Below are 15,312 nucleotides of genomic sequence, written 5' to 3'. Positions count from 1 at the left end.
AACCCGGGCACGGTGGCCGCGACCGCACCGGCATCTGCCTCCATCCTCGACCCCACAGGGGACGCCCATGACCTCAAGGTCCGATGTGATCGACGACGCCCCGCCGCAGAACGGCGGCCGGTCCGCCACGCTCGGCGGCGAACAGAAGCGCTCGATCGAGCAGATCTCGCTGCTGCTCTTCATCATTGTTCCGTTCCTCGCGCTGGTCGCGGCGGTGCCCCTGGCGTGGGGCTGGGGCGGAGTGAGCTGGCTCGACCTGGGCCTGCTGGTGTTCTTCTACTACCTGGGCTGCCACGGCATCACGATCGGCTTCCACCGGTACTTCACGCACGGGTCCTTCAAGGCGAAGCGGCCGCTGCGGATCGCGCTCGCGGTGATGGGGTCGATGGCGGTCGAGGGGCCGCTGGTGCGCTGGGTGGCCGACCACCGCAAGCACCACAAGTTCTCCGACGCGGACGGTGACCCGCACTCCCCGTGGCGGTTCGGGGAGAGCGTCCCGGCGCTGCTGAAGGGCCTGTGGTGGGCGCACATCGCATGGATGTTCGACGAAGAGCAGACCTCGCAGGAGAAGTACGCGCCCGACCTGATCAAGGACCCGGCGATCCGGGCGATCTCCCGGCAGTTCGTGTACTGGACGGCGCTGTCGCTGGCGCTGCCCCCGCTGATCGGCGGTCTGGTGACGATGTCCTGGTGGGGTGCGTTCACCGCGTTCTTCTGGGGGTCACTCGTTCGGGTGGCTTTGCTGCACCACGTGACCTGGTCGATCAACTCGATCTGCCACGCGGTCGGCAAGCGTCCGTTCAAGTCGCGGGACCGTTCGGGCAACGTGTGGTGGCTCGCGGTGCTGTCCTGCGGTGAGTCCTGGCACAACCTGCACCACGCCGACCCGACCTCCGCGCGGCACGGTGTCGAGCGCGGCCAGCTCGACTCCTCGGCCCGGCTGATCCGCTGGTGCGAGCAGCTGGGCTGGGCCTCCGACGTGCGCTGGCCGTCACGCTCGCGTATCGATTCCCGCCGGAACCCGGACCAGGACGGCTCCCGGCGCCGGAAGGAGACGGCCGAGGCGGCATGATTGACGCCGTGGCGACCGACTCCAGCAGCACCCCGAGCAACGACAAGCAGCGGCGGGTCCGCCGCACCCGGATGACCGGTGCCGAGCGCCGCCAGCAGTTGCTGGAGATCGGCCGCACCCTGTTCGCCACGAAGGGGTTCGAGGGCACGTCGGTGGAGGAGATCGCCGCGAAGGCAGGGGTCTCCAAGCCGGTGGTGTACGAGCACTTCGGCGGCAAGGAGGGGCTGTACGCGGTGGTCGTGGACCGCGAGATGCGGCGGCTGCTCGACATGGTCACCGGTTCGCTGACCGCGGGCCATCCGCGTGAGCTGTGCGAGCAGGCGGCGTTCGCGCTCCTCGACTACATCGAGGAGTACACGGACGGGTTCCGCATCCTGGTCCGCGACTCCCCCATCCCGCAGTCCACCGGTTCCTTCGCGTCCCTGATCTCGGACATCGCCACGCAGGTGGAGGACATCCTGGGCCGCGAGTTCAGGAACCGGGGGTTCGACTCGAAGCTGGCGCCGCTGTACGCGCAGGCGCTGGTGGGCATGGTCGCGCTGACCGGCCAGTGGTGGCTCGACGTGCGCCGGCCGAAGAAGGCGGAGGTCGCCGCGCACCTGGTGAACCTGGCCTGGCACGGGCTCGACGGCCTGGAGCAGAAGCCCCGCCTGATCGGCCACCGCAAGAACTGACCGGCCGACGGGGGGCGGCCACCGGCGGACGGGGCTCCGCCCGCTCCCCCAGGTCCCGGCTCCGCGCACGCGGCGGGCCACCACCCGTCCCCGGCACGCACATGACGGCGGGCCCCCAGCCGTCCCAGGCTGGGGGCCCGCCGTGTCTCCCCGGCGCCGCGGCGTCAACGGGCCGGGGTGGTCCGTGACGCGGGGGCGTCAGTGCTTGAAGACGTCCTTGGCCTTCTCCTTGGCCTGACGGGCGTCGCCCTTCATCTGGTCGGCACGGCCCTCGGCGGTCATCCGCTCGTTGCCGACGGCACGGCCCACGGTCTCCTTGGCCTTGCCCTTCATCTGCTCGACCTTGGCCTGGCCCTTCTGATCCTCAGCCACCGCTCATCACTTCCCTACTGGTACTGATCGGACTCCGGTGCACAGTCCGGGTAACCGGCTTCTCCGGGCGCAAACCTCCCCTGTCCGCGCCGCCCCCCGCGTCAGCCGTCCCTGCGGGCCACCGCGAAGATCCGGCGGAACGGGAACGGGGTGCCGTGCGCGGTCGCCGGATAGGCGAGGCGCAGCGCCGCCCGGTACTCGGCGACGAAGGCGTCGCTGCCCTCGGGGTCGTCGGCGAGGGCGGTGAGGACCGGGCGCAGGCCGGTGCCCCTGACCCAGTCGAGGACGGGGTCCTCGCCGGTCAGCAGGTGGATGTAGGTGGTCTCCCAGACGTCGGCGGTGCAGCCGAGGCCGGTCAGCTCGGCCAGGTAGGACTCGGGGGTGAGGACGGCGTCGCCGTGCCGCAGGACGCCCTTCAGGCGGTCGCGCCAGCGGGCGGTGGCGGCCAGGTCGCGCAGCGCGCGGTGGCTGGGGGCGTCGAAGTTGCCGGGGACCTGGAAGGCGAGGACGCCGCCGGGGGCGAGGGCGCCGGTCCAGTCGCGGAAGCGGGTGGTGTGTCCCGGGACCCACTGGAGGGTCGCGTTGCTGACGATGAGGTCCTGCGGGGTGCCGGGGGTCCAGGTGCGGGCGTCGGCGGGGGTGAAGGCGAGGCTGCCGCCGCCCGGGGTGGGGCCCTCGTGCTCGGCGCGGGCCCGGTCGAGCATCTCGGGGGAGCTGTCGTAGCCGGTGACGCGGGCGGTGGGCCAGCGGTCGGCGAGCAGGGCGGTGACGTTGCCAGGACCGCAGCCGAGGTCGGCGATCAGGGGCGGGGTGCGGGGCAGATCGGGGACGCGGGCGAGGAGGTCGGTGAAGGGGCGGGAGCGGTGGTCGGCGTGGCGGAGGTACTGGGCGGGGTCCCATACGGGGGAAGTCATGCCGGTCATCCTTCCTCGTCATTTTTCTTGATGTCAAGAAACTTGAGATCAAGAGACTTCATGTCGACACAACCACTACACTGATCGTCATGGAGGACGAGGTCGATCGGCTGGTCGCTGCGTGGCGCCGGGAGCGCCCGGACCTCGACGTGGAACCGCTCGAGGTGCTCAGCCGCGTGAGCAGGCTGGCCCGGCACCTGGACCGGGCACGCCGACTGGCCTTCGCGGAGCACAGTCTCGAACCCTGGGAGTTCGACGTGCTGACCGCGCTCAGGCGGGCCGGGACGCCCTACCAGCTCTCGCCAGGACAGCTGCTGACCCAGACCCTGGTCACCTCGGGCACCATGACCAACCGCATCGACAGGCTCGCCAAGAAGGGCCTGGTGGAGCGGTTGCCCGACCCCAGCGACCGGCGCGGGGTGCTGGTGCGGCTGACCGGCGAGGGGCGCGACCGCGCCGATCAGGCCCTGGCCGGGCTGCTGGCCCAGGAACGGGCCATCCTGGCCGAGCTGTCCCGCGGGCAGCGCGGCGAACTGGCGTCCCTGCTACGCCAGTTGACCGCCCCGTTCGACAACATCCCCGGTTAGCTCGGCGGGTCCGACCCCGGCCCTGCGGGCGAGGGCGACGGCGGCGAGCGTGGAGTGCACGCCCAACTTGCCCAGCACGTTCTGCATATGGGTGCGCACGGTGTGCGGGGAGAGGTAGAGGCGCTCCGCGACCGCCTTGCGTCCCAGGCCCGCCACCATGCAGCGCAGCACCTCGCGTTCGCGCGGGGTGAGCGACTCCACCAGCCGCTCGCTCTCGGTGCGGTGCTTGCGGGCGGCCGTCAACTCCCGCAGGACACCGGTGAGCAGGGCGGGCGGCAGATGCGTCTCGTCGCGCAGCACCCCCCGTATCACGGTGAGCAGCCGCGACAGCGAGCAGTCCTTGGCCACCCAGCCGGAGGCGCCGGCCTGGAGGGCGAGCGCGGCGCGGCGCGGGTCGTCGCGTTCGGCGAGGACCACGAAGCGGACGTTCGGCTGCGCCGTGCGGACGCCGGTGACCAGGGAGATCCCGTCCACCGGGCCGTCCGACCCGGCCTCCTGGAGCGGGGCCGGGGGTCTGCTCCCCGGCGGGCCGCCGCCCAGGTCGGCGTCCACGAGCAGCACGTCGAACCGGCGGCCCTCGGCCGCGGCCCGGTCCAGGCTGCGCAGCGCGGCGGGACCGCTGCCCGCGGCGGTGACATCGACGTCGGGCTCGGCGGCCAGGGCGGCCGCGAGCGACTCGGCGAAGATCCGATGGTCGTCGACGACCAGTACTCGGATGCGAACCACGAAACCCCCTTCCCCGCGCTCGCTCTGGAGCGGGGGATACCTCATCGTCGGGAGACGGCACGGGCGCGGGCACGACGCCCGAGGCGCGATGGCAGCGGCGCGCGGCACGGCCGCCGCCGTGCGGAGACTGCTACCCCCCATGCGGACGTCGTACCCGCTTGTCCCGCCCCCTGATCAGCACCGGCCCCCACCGGTACCGCTCATCAGAGTACGGGCGGGGGCCGGGAGCGGAAGGCGAATCGCAGAACTGACGGTCCGGCGCGTTTATGGTGAGACACATGTTTCGTCTGGAGACAGAAGTCGACAAAACCCGGCGCGATCTTCTCCGTTCGCGGCTGCTGGAGAGCAACACGGCCACCTCGCCGGTCCTGCGGGCGCTGCGCGGAACCCCGGACGAGCGCGAACGGCCGCTGCACGTCTGGGTGTTGACCGAGGGCGGGGAAATGGCGGGCGGACTGGTCGGCCACACCTGGGCGTCCTGGCTGCACGTGACGTACCTGTGGGTGGACGAGCGGTGCCGGGGCGCGGGTCTGGGCGGGCGGCTGCTGGCCGAGGCGGAGCGGATCGCGGCGGCCGAGCGCGGCTGCGCGGCGGTCCGGCTGGAGACCTGGGATTTCCAGGCGCCGGACTTCTACCGCGGCAAGGGGTACGAGGTGGTGTGCGTGATCCCCGACTATCCGCCGGGTCTGACGGAGTACACGCTGGTGAAGCGGCTGGCACCGGGCGGGCAGCGCTAGCGGGAGGTCCCGGGGGCCGCGGGGGCGAGGTCGAGTTCCGCCCAGACGGTCAGCCCGCGCCGGGTCAGGCGGGTGCCCCAGCGGTCGGCGAGCGCATGGGTGATCAGCAGCCCCCGGCCGCGTTCCGCGCTGCCGCGCGCGGGTTGCGGACACACCGGCACGGGCGCCTGGCCGCCCTCGTCGGTCACCGTGACGGAGGCCGTGCCGAGGGTGAAGGCGCAGGCCACCGCGATCGTGCGACTGCGCGTGTGCTCAAGGGCGTTGGCAACCAGTTCGCCCGTGATCGACTCCAGGTCGTCGACCGGCGCCGGGTCGAGTCCCCGCGCCCGCGCCGCGTCCCGGACGTGCCGACGCGCGGCGCGGGCGGAGGCGAGATCGACACCGGACAGGGCGAGGGTGTCGGCGGCCCGGAGGCCGGGCGCGGCGAGCCGGTCGCCCCGGCAACGGGCGATGACGAGGACGTCGGCGAGGGCGTCGGTCAACTGGCCCACGACGTCCGGCGCTTCACCTCGCCGCTGCGCCCGGGACGCTTGCACGCGGCTCAGCAGGCGCTGGGCGAGGCCGAGTTGCACGGCCTCGATCTGATCGGCCATCCGGGAGACGGGACCGTCCGGACCGTCCGAGACGAGCAGGTCGGGGTGGCGGTGGGGGGCGGCCGGGGGGAGCCGGCGGACGAAGTGGGGGTCTCCGGGGTCGGTCAGCACGGCAACTCCTGACGGTGGGGATCAGATGGGAGGCATCTGTCCGCAAGCCTCCTCTCGGGCAAAGTTGCCCGCAAGTCTCTTCACCTGAAAGAGTGCCTTGGGGAAAGTTGCCTGTCATCGATGCCGTCCGGCAGTACTCTCCGCGCCAGGAGGTGGGATACATGACCGACGCCCAACCCAATCTGCACCGAAGGCGCTTGGGGCTCGAACTGCGCACGCTGCGCAAGGCCGCAGGACTGAACCTCTCCGAGGCGGCCGAGCGGCTGTGTCTCTACGGCGCACCCGCCCTGAGCAAGATCGAGAATGGCAAGCAGCGGGTTCCGGGCATCGCGCTCGCGGGATTCTTCGAGGTGTACGGGCTTGAGGACAAGGGCCGGATCGAGAAGATCCGCAAGCTCGCGTCGCTGGCGAACTCCAACAAGCGCGCCACCTTGCTGGAGCAGTTCCGCCAACCGGTGCCCGACCCTTTCGCCGAGTACCTGCATCTGGAAGAACTGGCTTCCAGGAACGAGACGTTCACCTGGACGGTCCCGGGCCTGCTCCAGACTCCCGACTACGCCCGCGCGATCGTGGAGCGTGGTCGCCAGTGGCGCAGCACGCGCGAGATCAACAACTTCGTCGAACTACGCATGGCCAGGCAGGAAGCCCTGTCCCGGGAGGACCCCCTTCACCTGTGGTCGGTACTCGACGAATCCGCGCTCCAGCGGGAGGTCGGTGGACGGCAGGTCATGAAAGCCCAACTTGAACACCTGCTGGAAGTGACCGAGGAGCACCAGCACGTGGCGCTTCAGATACTGACCTTCGCCTACGGGGCCCACGCCGGTGTCGACGGACAGTTCCACCTCCTGCACTTCCCGGTCGGCCCGCCTGTTGCCGCGGTCCACTCCCTGACAACATCGTTGTACCTGGAGGAAGATGGTGACATCGGACGCTACGAGATGGCGTTCAGCCACCTCCGCGGCGAAGCACTCAGCGCGGAAGCTTCGCGGCGTCATATCCACGATCTGATCAAGGACCGTTACGCATGAAGAAGAAGATCGACCTCACCGGCGCCATATGGGTCAAGAGCCACCTGAGCGATGGCAGCAACAACTGCCTTGAGGTCGCCTTCACCGACGGCGTGGTCGCTCTGCGCGACTCGAAGGACGTCGGCGACCCCGACGCCAAGATCCTGGTCGTCTCCGAGGACGACTACCGGGCCTTCACCGGCGGGATCGCCGGGGGACAGCGCGACCTGCTCCTGCCGTGACCGTCAGGAAGAAGGGGCCCTGCGCGGGCCCCTTCTTCCTGTGTGCTCGGGTCAGGACACCCGCAGCGCTCCCGCCGAGGGCACCGCCTCGAAGGTGCGCGGCGCGGTGAACCCGGCCGCGGCGAAGGCCGATTCGACGGCCTTGGTGACGGTCTCGACGTCGGCGGCCTCAGCCAGCACGATCGCCGAGCCGCCGAAGCCGCCGCCGGTCATCCGGGCGCCGAGCGCGCCGGAGGCCAGGGCGGTGTCGACGACCAGGTCCAACTCCGGGCAGGAGATGCGGAAGTCGTCGCGCAGCGAGGCGTGGCCCGCGGTGAGGACCGGCCCGATCGCGCGGGTCTCGCCCGACTCCAGCAGCGCGACGACGTGTTCGACGCGCTGGTCCTCGGTGACGACGTGCCGCACCAGCCGGACCACCTCGTCCTCGTCGCCCAGCCGGGCCAGGGCCGCGTCCAGCCCGTCGTAGGGGATGTCGCGCAGCGCGTCCACGCCCAGCAGCGCGGCGCCCTTCTCGCAGCCCGCCCGGCGCTTGCCGTACTCGCCGTCGCTGTGGGCGTGCTTGACCTGGGTGTCGACGACCAGCAGCCGCATGCCCTCGGCGGCCAGGTCGAGCGGGATCTGCCGCTGGGAGAGGTCCCGGGTGTCGAGGAAGAGGGCGTGGCCCCGCGTGCAGCAGGCCGAGGCGGTCTGGTCCATGATGCCGGTGGGCGCCCCGACGTACACGTTCTCGGCGCGCTGGCACAGGCGGGCCAACTGCCAGCGCTGGAGCCCGAGTTCGTAGAGGTCGTTGAGGGCGAGGGCGATCACGACCTCCAGGGCCGCGGACGACGAGAGGCCCGCGCCGGTGGGGACCGTCGAGGCCAGGTGGACGTCCGCGCCGGTGACCGGGTGCCCGGCCTCGCGCAGCGCCCAGACGACTCCGGCCGGGTACGCGGTCCAGTTCCGGTCGCTCTCCGGCGCCAGCGCGTCGACGCGCAGTTCGACGACGCCGCCCTCGACGTCCGCCGAGTGCAGGCGCAGCACGCCGTCGTCGCGGCGGGTGACGGCCGCCGTCGCCACGTGCGGCAGCGCGAACGGCATCACGAACCCGTCGTTGTAGTCGGTGTGTTCACCGATCAGGTTGACCCGGCCGGGCGCCGACCAGACCCCCTCGGGCTCGGCCCCGTACAAGCCGGCGAAGTCGTCCCTGACCTGCTGTGCCCCCACTAGTGCTCCTTCGAGATGTGCTGCGCGAACTCCCAGGCGTCCGCGACGATACCGGCGAGGTCCGTGCGCGACGGCTGCCAGCCCAGCCTCCGGCGGGCGGCGTCGGCGGAGGCGACCAGGACGGCCGGGTCGCCGCCGCGGCGGGGGGCGACGACCTCCGGGACGGGGTGGCCGGTGACCTGGCGCACCGTCTCGACGACCTCGCGGACCGAGAAGCCGTTGCCGTTGCCGAGGTTGCAGATCAGGTGCTCGCCGGGGGTGGCGGCCCGGACGGCGAGCAGATGGGCCTCGGCCAGGTCGGCGACGTGGATGTAGTCGCGCACGCAGGTGCCGTCCGGCGTCGGGTAGTCGTCGCCGTAGACGGAGATGGCCTCGCGCCTGCCCTGCGCGACCTGGAGGACCAGCGGGATCAGGTGCGACTCGGGGTCGTGGCGCTCGCCGCACCTGCCGTAGGCCCCGGCCACGTTGAAGTAGCGCAGCGAGACCGCGGCCAGGCCGTGCGCGGCGGCCTCGCCGGTGATCATGTGGTCGACGGCGAGCTTGGAGGCGCCGTAGGGGTTGGTGGGCCGGGTCGGGGCGCTCTCCACGATCGGGACCTGCTCGGGCTCGCCGTAGGTGGCGGCCGTGGAGGAGAAGACCAGGCGGCGCACGCCCGCGTCGCGCATGGCGCCGAGGAGGGCCATGGTGCCGCCGACGTTGTTGTCCCAGTACTTCTCGGGCCGCGCGACCGACTCGCCGACCTGGGAGAAGGCGGCGAAGTGCAGGACCGCGTCGTAGGACGGGTCGAGCCACTTGGCGGCGTCGCGGATGTCGCCCTCGACGAAGGCGGCACCCGCGGGGACGCCCTCGCGGAAGCCGGTCGACAGGTTGTCGAGGACCGTGACCTCGTGGCCCGCCTCCAGCAGATGCTGGGCGACCACGCTGCCCACGTACCCCGCGCCTCCGGTGACCAGGTACTTACCGCTCATCAACTCGCTACCTCTCGCAGTCGCTCGGCCGCGCGCTCCGGCGGCACGTCGTTGATGAACACGTTCATGCCGGACTCGGAACCCGCGAGGAACTTCAGCTTGCCGGACGTACGGCGGACGGTGAAAAGCTCGAGGTGGAGCGCGAAGTCGTCGCGGTTGACGCCCGTGCCCTCGTCGAACGCCCCCGTTCGGCCGAACGGCGCCTGGTGCCAGGCGGCGATGTACGGCGTCGGGGGCTCACCGGGTCCGAAGATCCGGTCGAAGCGCCTCAAGAGTTCCAGATAGACCTGGGGGAACTCTGTGCGGGCGGCCTCGTCGAGGGCGAGCAGGTCGGGCACCCGGCGCTTGGGGTAGAGGTGGACCTCGTAGGGCCAGTGCGCCGCGTAGGGCACGAAGGCCACCCAGTGTTCACCCTCCAGGACGACCCGCTCACCGGCGCGTTCGCGCTCCAGGACGGTGTCGAAGAGGTTCTCGCCGGTCTCCGCGCGGTGGGACGCGAGCCGGCCCAGCATCAGCGTGGTGCGAGGGGTGATGAAGGGGTAGGCGTAGATCTGGCCGTGGGGGTGACCCAGGGTCACGCCGATCTCGGCGCCACGGTTCTCGAAGCAGAACACCTGCTCGACGGAGGAGAGATGCGACAGCTCGGACGTGCGGTCCGTCCACGCGTCGAGGACGAGCGCGGCCTGCTCCTCCGTGAGGTCGGCGAAGGACGAGCGGTGGTCGGAGGTGAAGCAGACGACCTCGCAGCGCCCGGAGTCCCCGGCGAGGGAGGGGAAACGGTTCTCGAAGACGACGACGTCGTAGGAGGAGTCCGGGATCTCGCTCAGCCGCTCCCCCTGCGAGGGGCAGAGCGGGCACTCGTCGGCCGGGGGGTGGTAGATGCGGCCCTGGCGGTGCGAGGCGATGGCGACCGCGTCGCCGAGCAGCGGGTCCCGGCGGATCTCGGACGTGGTGACGGTCCGCTCCAGCGGGCGCCGGTCCACCGCGTCCCGGACGGTGTCGTCGCGCAGGTCGTAGTAGATCAGCTCACGACCGTCGGCCAGCCGGGTCGAGGTCTTCTTCACTGGACTCCTTATGCGAGTCACTCGAACAGTGTTTAAACAGAACCGAACACATCGAAACACAACGCACCAGGACCGTCAACATCACAATCAAACAAAGAGCACCAACAGAAGTGTTCAATAACTGAACACCGAGGCGTAGGTTCCGCACTGGATCAGTTCACGCGACGAAGCGAGATCTTCATGCAAACCCCCACACACCCCGCCTACCTGGCGGCCGAGCTACGACTCCCCACGAACTGGCTCGACTACACGATCCTCGGCATCTACTTCGTGGTCGTCCTGGGAATCGGCTTCGCGGCCCGCCGCTCGGTCAAGACCAGCCTCGACTTCTTCCTCTCCGGGCGCTCCCTGCCCGCCTGGATCACCGGCCTGGCGTTCGTCTCGGCCAACCTGGCCGCCACCGAGATCCTCGGCATGGCCGCCAACAGCGCCCAGTACGGCGCCTACACCGTCCACTGGTACTGGATCGGCGCCATCCCGGCGATGGTCTTCCTCGGTCTGGTGATGATGCCGTTCTACTACGGCAGCAAGGTGCGCTCGGTCCCCGAGATGCTGCTGCTGCGCTTCGACAAGGCCGCGCACCAGCTCAGTTCGATCCTGTTCGCCTTCGCCGCCATCCTGATCGCCGGGGTGAACCTCTACGCCCTCGCGATCGTCGTGGAGGCGCTGCTCGGCTGGCCGGAGTGGGTGGCGATCGTCGTCGCCGGATTCTTCGTGCTGGCGTACATCACCCTGGGCGGCCTCTCCTCCGCGATCTACAACGAGGTCCTCCAGTTCTTCGTGATCCTGGCCGCCCTCATCCCGCTCACCATCCTCGGCCTGAAGAAGGTCGGCGGCTGGGACGGCCTCACCGACAAGCTCACCGCCGACCACGGCAACGACTTCGTCACCGCGTGGGGCGGCACCGGCATCGGCAGCACCAACCCGCTCGGCGCCAACTGGCTGACCATCGTGCTCGGTCTCGGCTTCGTGCTGTCCTTCGGCTACTGGACGACCAACTTCGCCGAGGTGCAGCGCGCCCTCTCCGCGAAGAACCTGAGCGCCGCCCAGCGCACCCCGCTGATCGCCGCGTTCCCGAAGATCTTCATCGTCTTCCTGGTGATGATCCCGGGCCTGGTCGCCGCCGCGCTGGTGCCCGGCATCGGCACCAAGGGCTCCGGCCTCCAGTACAACGACGCGATCCCGTACCTGATGCAGGAGTTGCTGCCCAACGGCGTCCTGGGCATCGCGGTGACCGGTCTGCTCGCCGCGTTCATGGCGGGCATGGCGGCCAACGTGTCGTCCTTCAACACCGTGTTCACCAACGACATCTGGGCCAAGTACGTCGTCAAGGACCGCGAGGACGCCTACTACGTGCGCTTCGGACGGCTGATCACCGCGATCGGCGTGCTGGCCTCGGTCGGCACCGCGTTCCTCGCGTCCTCGTTCTCGAACATCATGAGCTACCTCCAGACGCTGTTCTCCTTCTTCAACGTGCCGATGTTCGTGGTCTTCATCGTCGGCATGTTCTGGAAGCGGGCGTCCGCCAAGTCCGGCTTCTGGGGCCTGCTCGCGGGCACCGTCACCGCGATGGTCAACTACTTCGTCTTCTACAAGCAGGGCGTCATCTCCATCCCCTCCGACCAGGGCGCCAACTTCGTCTCCGCGATCGCGGGCTTCGTGGCGGGCGCGGTCGTCATGGTCGTCGTCTCCCTGTTCACCAAGCCCAAGCCGGCCGCCGAACTGCAGGGCCTGGTCTACGGCACCCGCTCCCCCGGGCTCTCCGAGGCGCCCGCCGAGGGCGACGACGCCTGGTACCGCAAGCCCGCGCTGCTGGGCTGGGGCGCCGTGATCCTGGCCGCCGTCTGCTACATCCCGTTCTCGTTCTGAGCCGGCCCTGCCACCGGGGAGCCTGAGAGGAAACCATGTCCGAACACCCCGAGAGCCGCGACAACGGCGGCTCCTCCGAACACGACGTCCACCGCGCGGTCACCGAACTGGAGGGCGAGTCGGCCACCGCGGCCCGCATCTTCGACCTCCGGCGCATCATCGGCGGCCTCTTCGTGGTCTACGGCGTCATCGTCACGATCGTCGGCATCACCGACGACCAGGCCGCCATCGACAAGGCCCAGGGCGTCAACATCAACCTGTGGACCGGCATCGCGATGCTGCTGCTCGGCCTGTTCTTCCTGGCCTGGCTGACGCTGCGCCCGACCCCGCCGCCGGTCCCGGCGGCCGCGCCGGACGACGACACCCCGGCCTGACCCGGCCCCGCCCTACGGCGTCCGCGGTCCCGCTCCGCCGCGGTGGAGCGGGGCCGCGCGGTCCAGCAGACCGGTGCGCGCGGCCAGCGCCGCCGCCTCCAGCCGCGAGCCCACCCCCAGCTTCATCAGGACCCGCTGCACATGGGTGCGGGCGGTGGACGGCGCGATGCCCATCCCGGCCGCGATCAGCCGGGTGTCCTCGCCGTCGGCGACCCGCACCAGCACCTCGACCTCGCGCGGGGTCAGCAGGTGCAGCAGCCGCTGCCCCTCGTCGTCGGGCTGCGCAGCCGGGTTGAGCAACTCGCCGAAGGCGCCCTGCAGGAGCTGCGGGGCGACGGCGGCCTCCCCCGCCCGCGCCTTCATGATGGCCCGCTCGACGCCCTCGATCCGCTCGTCGTGCCGGACGTACCCGCAGGCCCCCGCGGCGAACGCGGCGGCGATGCCCCGCGGGTTCGGCACCGGCCCGAGCACCAGCACGGCCACCTGCGGGCGCTCCTTCTTGATCCGCACCACCGGGTCGAACCGGCCCGGCTCCGCCGGTGTCGCCGTCCCCAGCAGACAGACCTCGGGCGCTCTGGTGATCACCAGTTCCGCCGCTCCCGCGGCGGGCGCGGCGGCGGCCAGCACCCGGTGGCCCCGCAGTTTGAGCGCCGAGGCCAGCGCCTCGGCGAGCAGTCGGTGGTCGTCGACCACCATCAGCCGCACTCCCATCGGGCAACCCCCCAGTCCCGGACGGCAGCCCCCTCCCGGCTCCCCCCGCCCTTCATGCCCCCGGAAGCTACACGCTTGTTCGACGTCGCGCTTCCCCTACCGATGAGATGCGCCCTGGATCGGCGGAAATTCTGGTTTTCCCCGCATTCGAGGGCGATGCGCGGTACGCGAACGGCCCCGCCCCTGAACAGGGACGGGGCCGTCGGCCGGAGCCCGGGTCAGCCGGTGGCGCCGAACGCCACCACCAGGTCCTTCTTCAGCGCGGACGTGCTCGCGAAGACCCCGGACAGGTACAGCCGCCCCTGCCGGTAGATGACCTCCGAGTAGTTGGGCAGCATGCCCGTCTCGGCGTCGTGCCCGGGACCCGTCGCCGGGTTCTCCAGCAGCGTCGTCTCCTTGAACGAGCCGCCGTCGAGGCTGACGATCCGGCCGCCCTTGTTGTACGGGCCGCGCTTGTAGGCGATCAGGTTCGGGCCGTCCATCCGCAGCGGGGTGAGGGTGGAGCCGTCGCCCGCGTCGGCGCGCTGGCCGGTCTGCCTGCCGGTGCCGAGGTCGAAGGCGACGACCTCGTTGGTCCTGCTGTACTGCCCGGTGCCCTCGTGCTCCTCGGTCGGGATGTACAGCCGGTCGGCGCCGACCGCGAGGCCGTTGCAGTACTCCAGCTTCGAGATGTCGTCGCAGCGGGCCGCGTACTCCTTGCCGGGCGCGGAGATGCGGGTGCGCAGCTTGCCGGTCTTGTTGTCGATGGAGAAGAAGTCCGAGATGCCGCTGCCGTCACCGGCGCTGTCGCCGACGTCGGCGGCGACCACCAGCGGGTCGGTGGAGACGACCGCCGCGTAGTCGATGCCGGGCGACATCTTGTACTCGGAGATCACCTTCCCGGTCTTCGGGTCGATGGTCTGGATGTGCAGCTGGCGCTCGTCGTAGGAGCCGCACTTGCGCACGGCGACGAGCTTGGGGCCGCCGCCGTACCCGGCGTCGTAGCAGGTGTCGGTCGGCTTCGGGGACCAGAGCGGCTTCGCCGTGGAGATGTCGAAGGCGGCGCCGCCGCTGGTGCCGCCGACGGCGACGGTGCGCCCGCTGACGGTGACGTTGTCGAGGCGGACCGGCTCGTCGCCGTTCTTCACCGTCCTCGTCCACAGCTTCTTCCCGGCGTCGAGGTCGAGCGCGGCGATCTGGCTGCACCCGTGCGAGGGCTTCGCCTTCGTCGGCATCGCGGGCTCGTAGACGATCGCGGTGAGGTGGTCGTCGGTGCTCTGCCTGCTGGCGGTGCACACCGGCCCCGGCAGCTTGACCGACCACAGCTCGGTGCCCTTGTCGGGGTCGTAGCCGGTGACCGAGGCGACGCCGGTCTTCACGTACGCCTTCGAGGTGAGCCAGGAGCCGTACACCGTGATGCTGGTGGTGCCCTCGACCTTGGGCGCGGGCACCTCGAAGAGGACCTTCGACGCGGTGTTCGCGGGGACCTTCTCGGTGCCGCCCGAGGTGCCCCCGGTGGCGTCCTTGCCGTCCTTGCCGTCCGCGCCGCCGCCCCCGCCGGAGTGCGCGGTGTCGTCCTTCCTGCCGTCGCCGCCGGAGGAGGACGAGTACCAGATCCCGCCGCCGATGATCAGGGCGATCGCGACGACCGCCGACACGATGATCGCGGCCTGCGCGCCGCCCTTGCGCCGGCCGCCGTCCACGGCGGGCTGGGGCGCGGTGGGCGGGTAGCCGTACCCGGGCTGCCCGCCGTAGCCGGGGGGCTGCTGCCCGTACGGGGCGGGCTGCCCGTAGGCGGTCGGCTGGGCGTACGGGTTCGGCTGGCCGCCCGGGTAGCCGTAGCCGGGCTGCGGCTGGGGCGGCTGCGGGGCCGTCGGATAGCCGTAGCCGGGCTGCTGCGGGGGCGGCGGCGTCTGCGGGTAGCCGTAGCCGGGCTGCTGGGCAGGCGGCTGGGGCGGCTGGGGCTGCGCGCCCGGCTGCGGGGGCTGGTTCTGGGGCTGCTGCGGCGGCTGCGGGGGGCCGAACCCGCCCGACTTCGGGGGCTCGTTGGGCGGCGGCGGGGGCGGCTGGCTCATGGGGAGGACACTCCGGGAGAACTCTGCGGGG

Annotated in this window: 17 protein-coding genes; 8 read left to right on the top strand and 9 right to left on the bottom strand. The window is 71.1% G+C overall.

Annotation, left to right across the window (positions count from 1 at the left end; translation table 11 throughout):
- The first annotated feature begins 67 nt into the window (after positions 1 to 67).
- Positions 68 to 1,072, top strand: a complete 1,005-nt coding sequence (locus GA0115242_RS13640) for an acyl-CoA desaturase (protein WP_093828074.1) — start codon at positions 68 to 70, stop codon at positions 1,070 to 1,072.
- Positions 1,069 to 1,746 (top strand): TetR/AcrR family transcriptional regulator, encoded by a 678-nt coding sequence (locus GA0115242_RS13635; protein WP_093828072.1) that lies wholly within the window; start codon positions 1,069 to 1,071, stop codon positions 1,744 to 1,746. Before GA0115242_RS13640 ends, GA0115242_RS13635 begins: the two co-directional genes overlap by 4 nt.
- A 198-nt stretch (positions 1,747 to 1,944) precedes the next feature.
- On the opposite strand, the gene GA0115242_RS13630 is transcribed toward GA0115242_RS13635, so the two are convergent.
- Both GA0115242_RS13630 and GA0115242_RS13625 read right to left on the bottom strand, forming a co-directional pair.
- Positions 1,945 to 2,118 (bottom strand): CsbD family protein, encoded by a 174-nt coding sequence (locus GA0115242_RS13630; protein WP_093828070.1) that lies wholly within the window; start codon positions 2,116 to 2,118, stop codon positions 1,945 to 1,947.
- A 101-nt stretch (positions 2,119 to 2,219) separates the two neighbouring features.
- Positions 2,220 to 3,032: a trans-aconitate 2-methyltransferase gene (locus GA0115242_RS13625; protein WP_370672277.1), complete on the bottom strand. Its 813-nt coding sequence runs from the start codon at positions 3,030 to 3,032 to the stop codon at positions 2,220 to 2,222.
- 89 nt (positions 3,033 to 3,121) lie between these two features.
- On the opposite strand from GA0115242_RS13625, the gene tamR reads away from it, so the two are divergent.
- Complete coding sequence (gene tamR, locus GA0115242_RS13620; protein WP_093828066.1) at positions 3,122 to 3,619, top strand: MarR family transcriptional regulator TamR; 498 nt, start codon at positions 3,122 to 3,124, stop codon at positions 3,617 to 3,619.
- Here the strand turns inward: tamR and GA0115242_RS13615 are convergent.
- Positions 3,578 to 4,345 (bottom strand): LuxR C-terminal-related transcriptional regulator, encoded by a 768-nt coding sequence (locus GA0115242_RS13615; RefSeq protein WP_093828064.1) that lies wholly within the window; start codon positions 4,343 to 4,345, stop codon positions 3,578 to 3,580. The genes tamR and GA0115242_RS13615 overlap by 42 nt on opposite strands.
- Positions 4,346 to 4,611: 266 nt before the next feature.
- Here GA0115242_RS13615 and GA0115242_RS13610 point away from each other — a divergent pair, with 266 nt between their 5' ends.
- Entirely contained in the window at positions 4,612 to 5,082 is a 471-nt protein-coding gene (locus GA0115242_RS13610) for a GNAT family N-acetyltransferase (protein WP_093828062.1), read from the top strand.
- On the opposite strand, the gene GA0115242_RS13605 is transcribed toward GA0115242_RS13610, so the two are convergent.
- Entirely contained in the window at positions 5,079 to 5,786 is a 708-nt protein-coding gene (locus tag GA0115242_RS13605; RefSeq protein ID WP_093828060.1) for an ATP-binding protein, read from the bottom strand. The two genes, GA0115242_RS13610 and GA0115242_RS13605, sit on opposite strands and share 4 nt — an antisense overlap.
- 161 nt (positions 5,787 to 5,947) lie before the next feature.
- Between GA0115242_RS13605 and GA0115242_RS13600 the strand changes: the two genes are divergently transcribed.
- Positions 5,948 to 6,814: a helix-turn-helix domain-containing protein gene (locus GA0115242_RS13600; protein WP_093828059.1), complete on the top strand. Its 867-nt coding sequence runs from the start codon at positions 5,948 to 5,950 to the stop codon at positions 6,812 to 6,814.
- On the top strand, positions 6,811 to 7,035 hold the full coding sequence (locus tag GA0115242_RS13595) for a DUF397 domain-containing protein (RefSeq protein ID WP_093828057.1): 225 nt from the start codon (positions 6,811 to 6,813) through the stop codon (positions 7,033 to 7,035). The genes GA0115242_RS13600 and GA0115242_RS13595 overlap by 4 nt, the downstream gene beginning before the upstream one ends.
- Positions 7,036 to 7,086: 51 nt before the next feature.
- Here the strand turns inward: GA0115242_RS13595 and galK are convergent, their stop codons facing one another.
- The 3 genes from galK to galT are packed head-to-tail and all read right to left on the bottom strand — an operon-like array spanning position 7,087 to position 10,273.
- Entirely contained in the window at positions 7,087 to 8,241 is a 1,155-nt protein-coding gene (gene galK / locus GA0115242_RS13590; RefSeq protein ID WP_093828055.1) for a galactokinase, read from the bottom strand.
- Entirely contained in the window at positions 8,241 to 9,209 is a 969-nt protein-coding gene (gene galE, locus GA0115242_RS13585) for a UDP-glucose 4-epimerase GalE (RefSeq protein ID WP_093828053.1), read from the bottom strand. Before galE ends, galK begins: the two co-directional genes overlap by 1 nt.
- On the bottom strand, positions 9,209 to 10,273 hold the full coding sequence (gene galT, locus GA0115242_RS13580; RefSeq protein ID WP_093828051.1) for a galactose-1-phosphate uridylyltransferase: 1,065 nt from the start codon (positions 10,271 to 10,273) through the stop codon (positions 9,209 to 9,211). Before galT ends, galE begins: the two co-directional genes overlap by 1 nt.
- A 180-nt stretch (positions 10,274 to 10,453) precedes the next feature.
- Here galT and GA0115242_RS13575 point away from each other — a divergent pair, with 180 nt between their 5' ends.
- Together GA0115242_RS13575 and GA0115242_RS13570 are read left to right on the top strand one after the other, a co-directional pair.
- A complete protein-coding gene (locus GA0115242_RS13575) occupies positions 10,454 to 12,142 on the top strand; it encodes a sodium:solute symporter family protein (protein ID WP_093828049.1) in 1,689 nt (562 codons plus the stop codon).
- 35 nt (positions 12,143 to 12,177) lie between these two features.
- Positions 12,178 to 12,516 carry a hypothetical protein gene (locus GA0115242_RS13570; RefSeq protein ID WP_093828047.1) on the top strand — a complete coding sequence of 113 codons (339 nt, stop codon included), beginning with the start codon at positions 12,178 to 12,180 and terminating at the stop codon, positions 12,514 to 12,516.
- A gap of 12 nt (positions 12,517 to 12,528) precedes the next feature.
- Here GA0115242_RS13570 and GA0115242_RS13565 read toward each other — a convergent pair whose 3' ends face one another.
- Both GA0115242_RS13565 and GA0115242_RS13560 read right to left on the bottom strand, forming a co-directional pair.
- Complete coding sequence (locus GA0115242_RS13565; RefSeq protein WP_093828045.1) at positions 12,529 to 13,227, bottom strand: helix-turn-helix transcriptional regulator; 699 nt, start codon at positions 13,225 to 13,227, stop codon at positions 12,529 to 12,531.
- Positions 13,228 to 13,445: 218 nt separating this feature from the next.
- Complete coding sequence (locus tag GA0115242_RS13560) at positions 13,446 to 15,281, bottom strand: outer membrane protein assembly factor BamB family protein (RefSeq protein ID WP_093828043.1); 1,836 nt, start codon at positions 15,279 to 15,281, stop codon at positions 13,446 to 13,448.
- Positions 15,282 to 15,312: the final 31 nt, after the last annotated feature.

Origin of the sequence: Streptomyces sp. SolWspMP-5a-2 (genome assembly GCF_900091845.1) — a bacterium.
Classification (GTDB): domain Bacteria; phylum Actinomycetota; class Actinomycetes; order Streptomycetales; family Streptomycetaceae; genus Streptomyces; species Streptomyces doudnae.
This window is presented reverse-complemented; position numbering and strand designations above follow the sequence as displayed.

Bases quoted from the DNA above. Each gene is read 5' to 3' on its own strand.
- GA0115242_RS13640 (WP_093828074.1), top strand. From the start codon at position 68: ATGACCTCAAGGTCCGATGTGATCGACGACGCCCCGCCGCAGAACGGC.
- GA0115242_RS13635 (WP_093828072.1), top strand. From the start codon at position 1,069: ATGATTGACGCCGTGGCGACCGACTCCAGCAGCACCCCGAGCAACGAC.
- GA0115242_RS13625 (WP_370672277.1), bottom strand. From the start codon at position 3,032: ATGACTTCCCCCGTATGGGACCCCGCCCAGTACCTCCGCCACGCCGAC.
- tamR (WP_093828066.1), top strand. From the start codon at position 3,122: ATGGAGGACGAGGTCGATCGGCTGGTCGCTGCGTGGCGCCGGGAGCGC.
- GA0115242_RS13610 (WP_093828062.1), top strand. From the start codon at position 4,612: ATGGTGAGACACATGTTTCGTCTGGAGACAGAAGTCGACAAAACCCGG.
- GA0115242_RS13600 (WP_093828059.1), top strand. From the start codon at position 5,948: ATGACCGACGCCCAACCCAATCTGCACCGAAGGCGCTTGGGGCTCGAA.
- GA0115242_RS13595 (WP_093828057.1), top strand. From the start codon at position 6,811: ATGAAGAAGAAGATCGACCTCACCGGCGCCATATGGGTCAAGAGCCAC.
- galE (WP_093828053.1), bottom strand. From the start codon at position 9,209: ATGAGCGGTAAGTACCTGGTCACCGGAGGCGCGGGGTACGTGGGCAGC.
- GA0115242_RS13575 (WP_093828049.1), top strand. From the start codon at position 10,454: ATGCAAACCCCCACACACCCCGCCTACCTGGCGGCCGAGCTACGACTC.
- GA0115242_RS13570 (WP_093828047.1), top strand. From the start codon at position 12,178: ATGTCCGAACACCCCGAGAGCCGCGACAACGGCGGCTCCTCCGAACAC.
- GA0115242_RS13565 (WP_093828045.1), bottom strand. From the start codon at position 13,227: ATGGGAGTGCGGCTGATGGTGGTCGACGACCACCGACTGCTCGCCGAG.
- GA0115242_RS13560 (WP_093828043.1), bottom strand. From the start codon at position 15,281: ATGAGCCAGCCGCCCCCGCCGCCGCCCAACGAGCCCCCGAAGTCGGGC.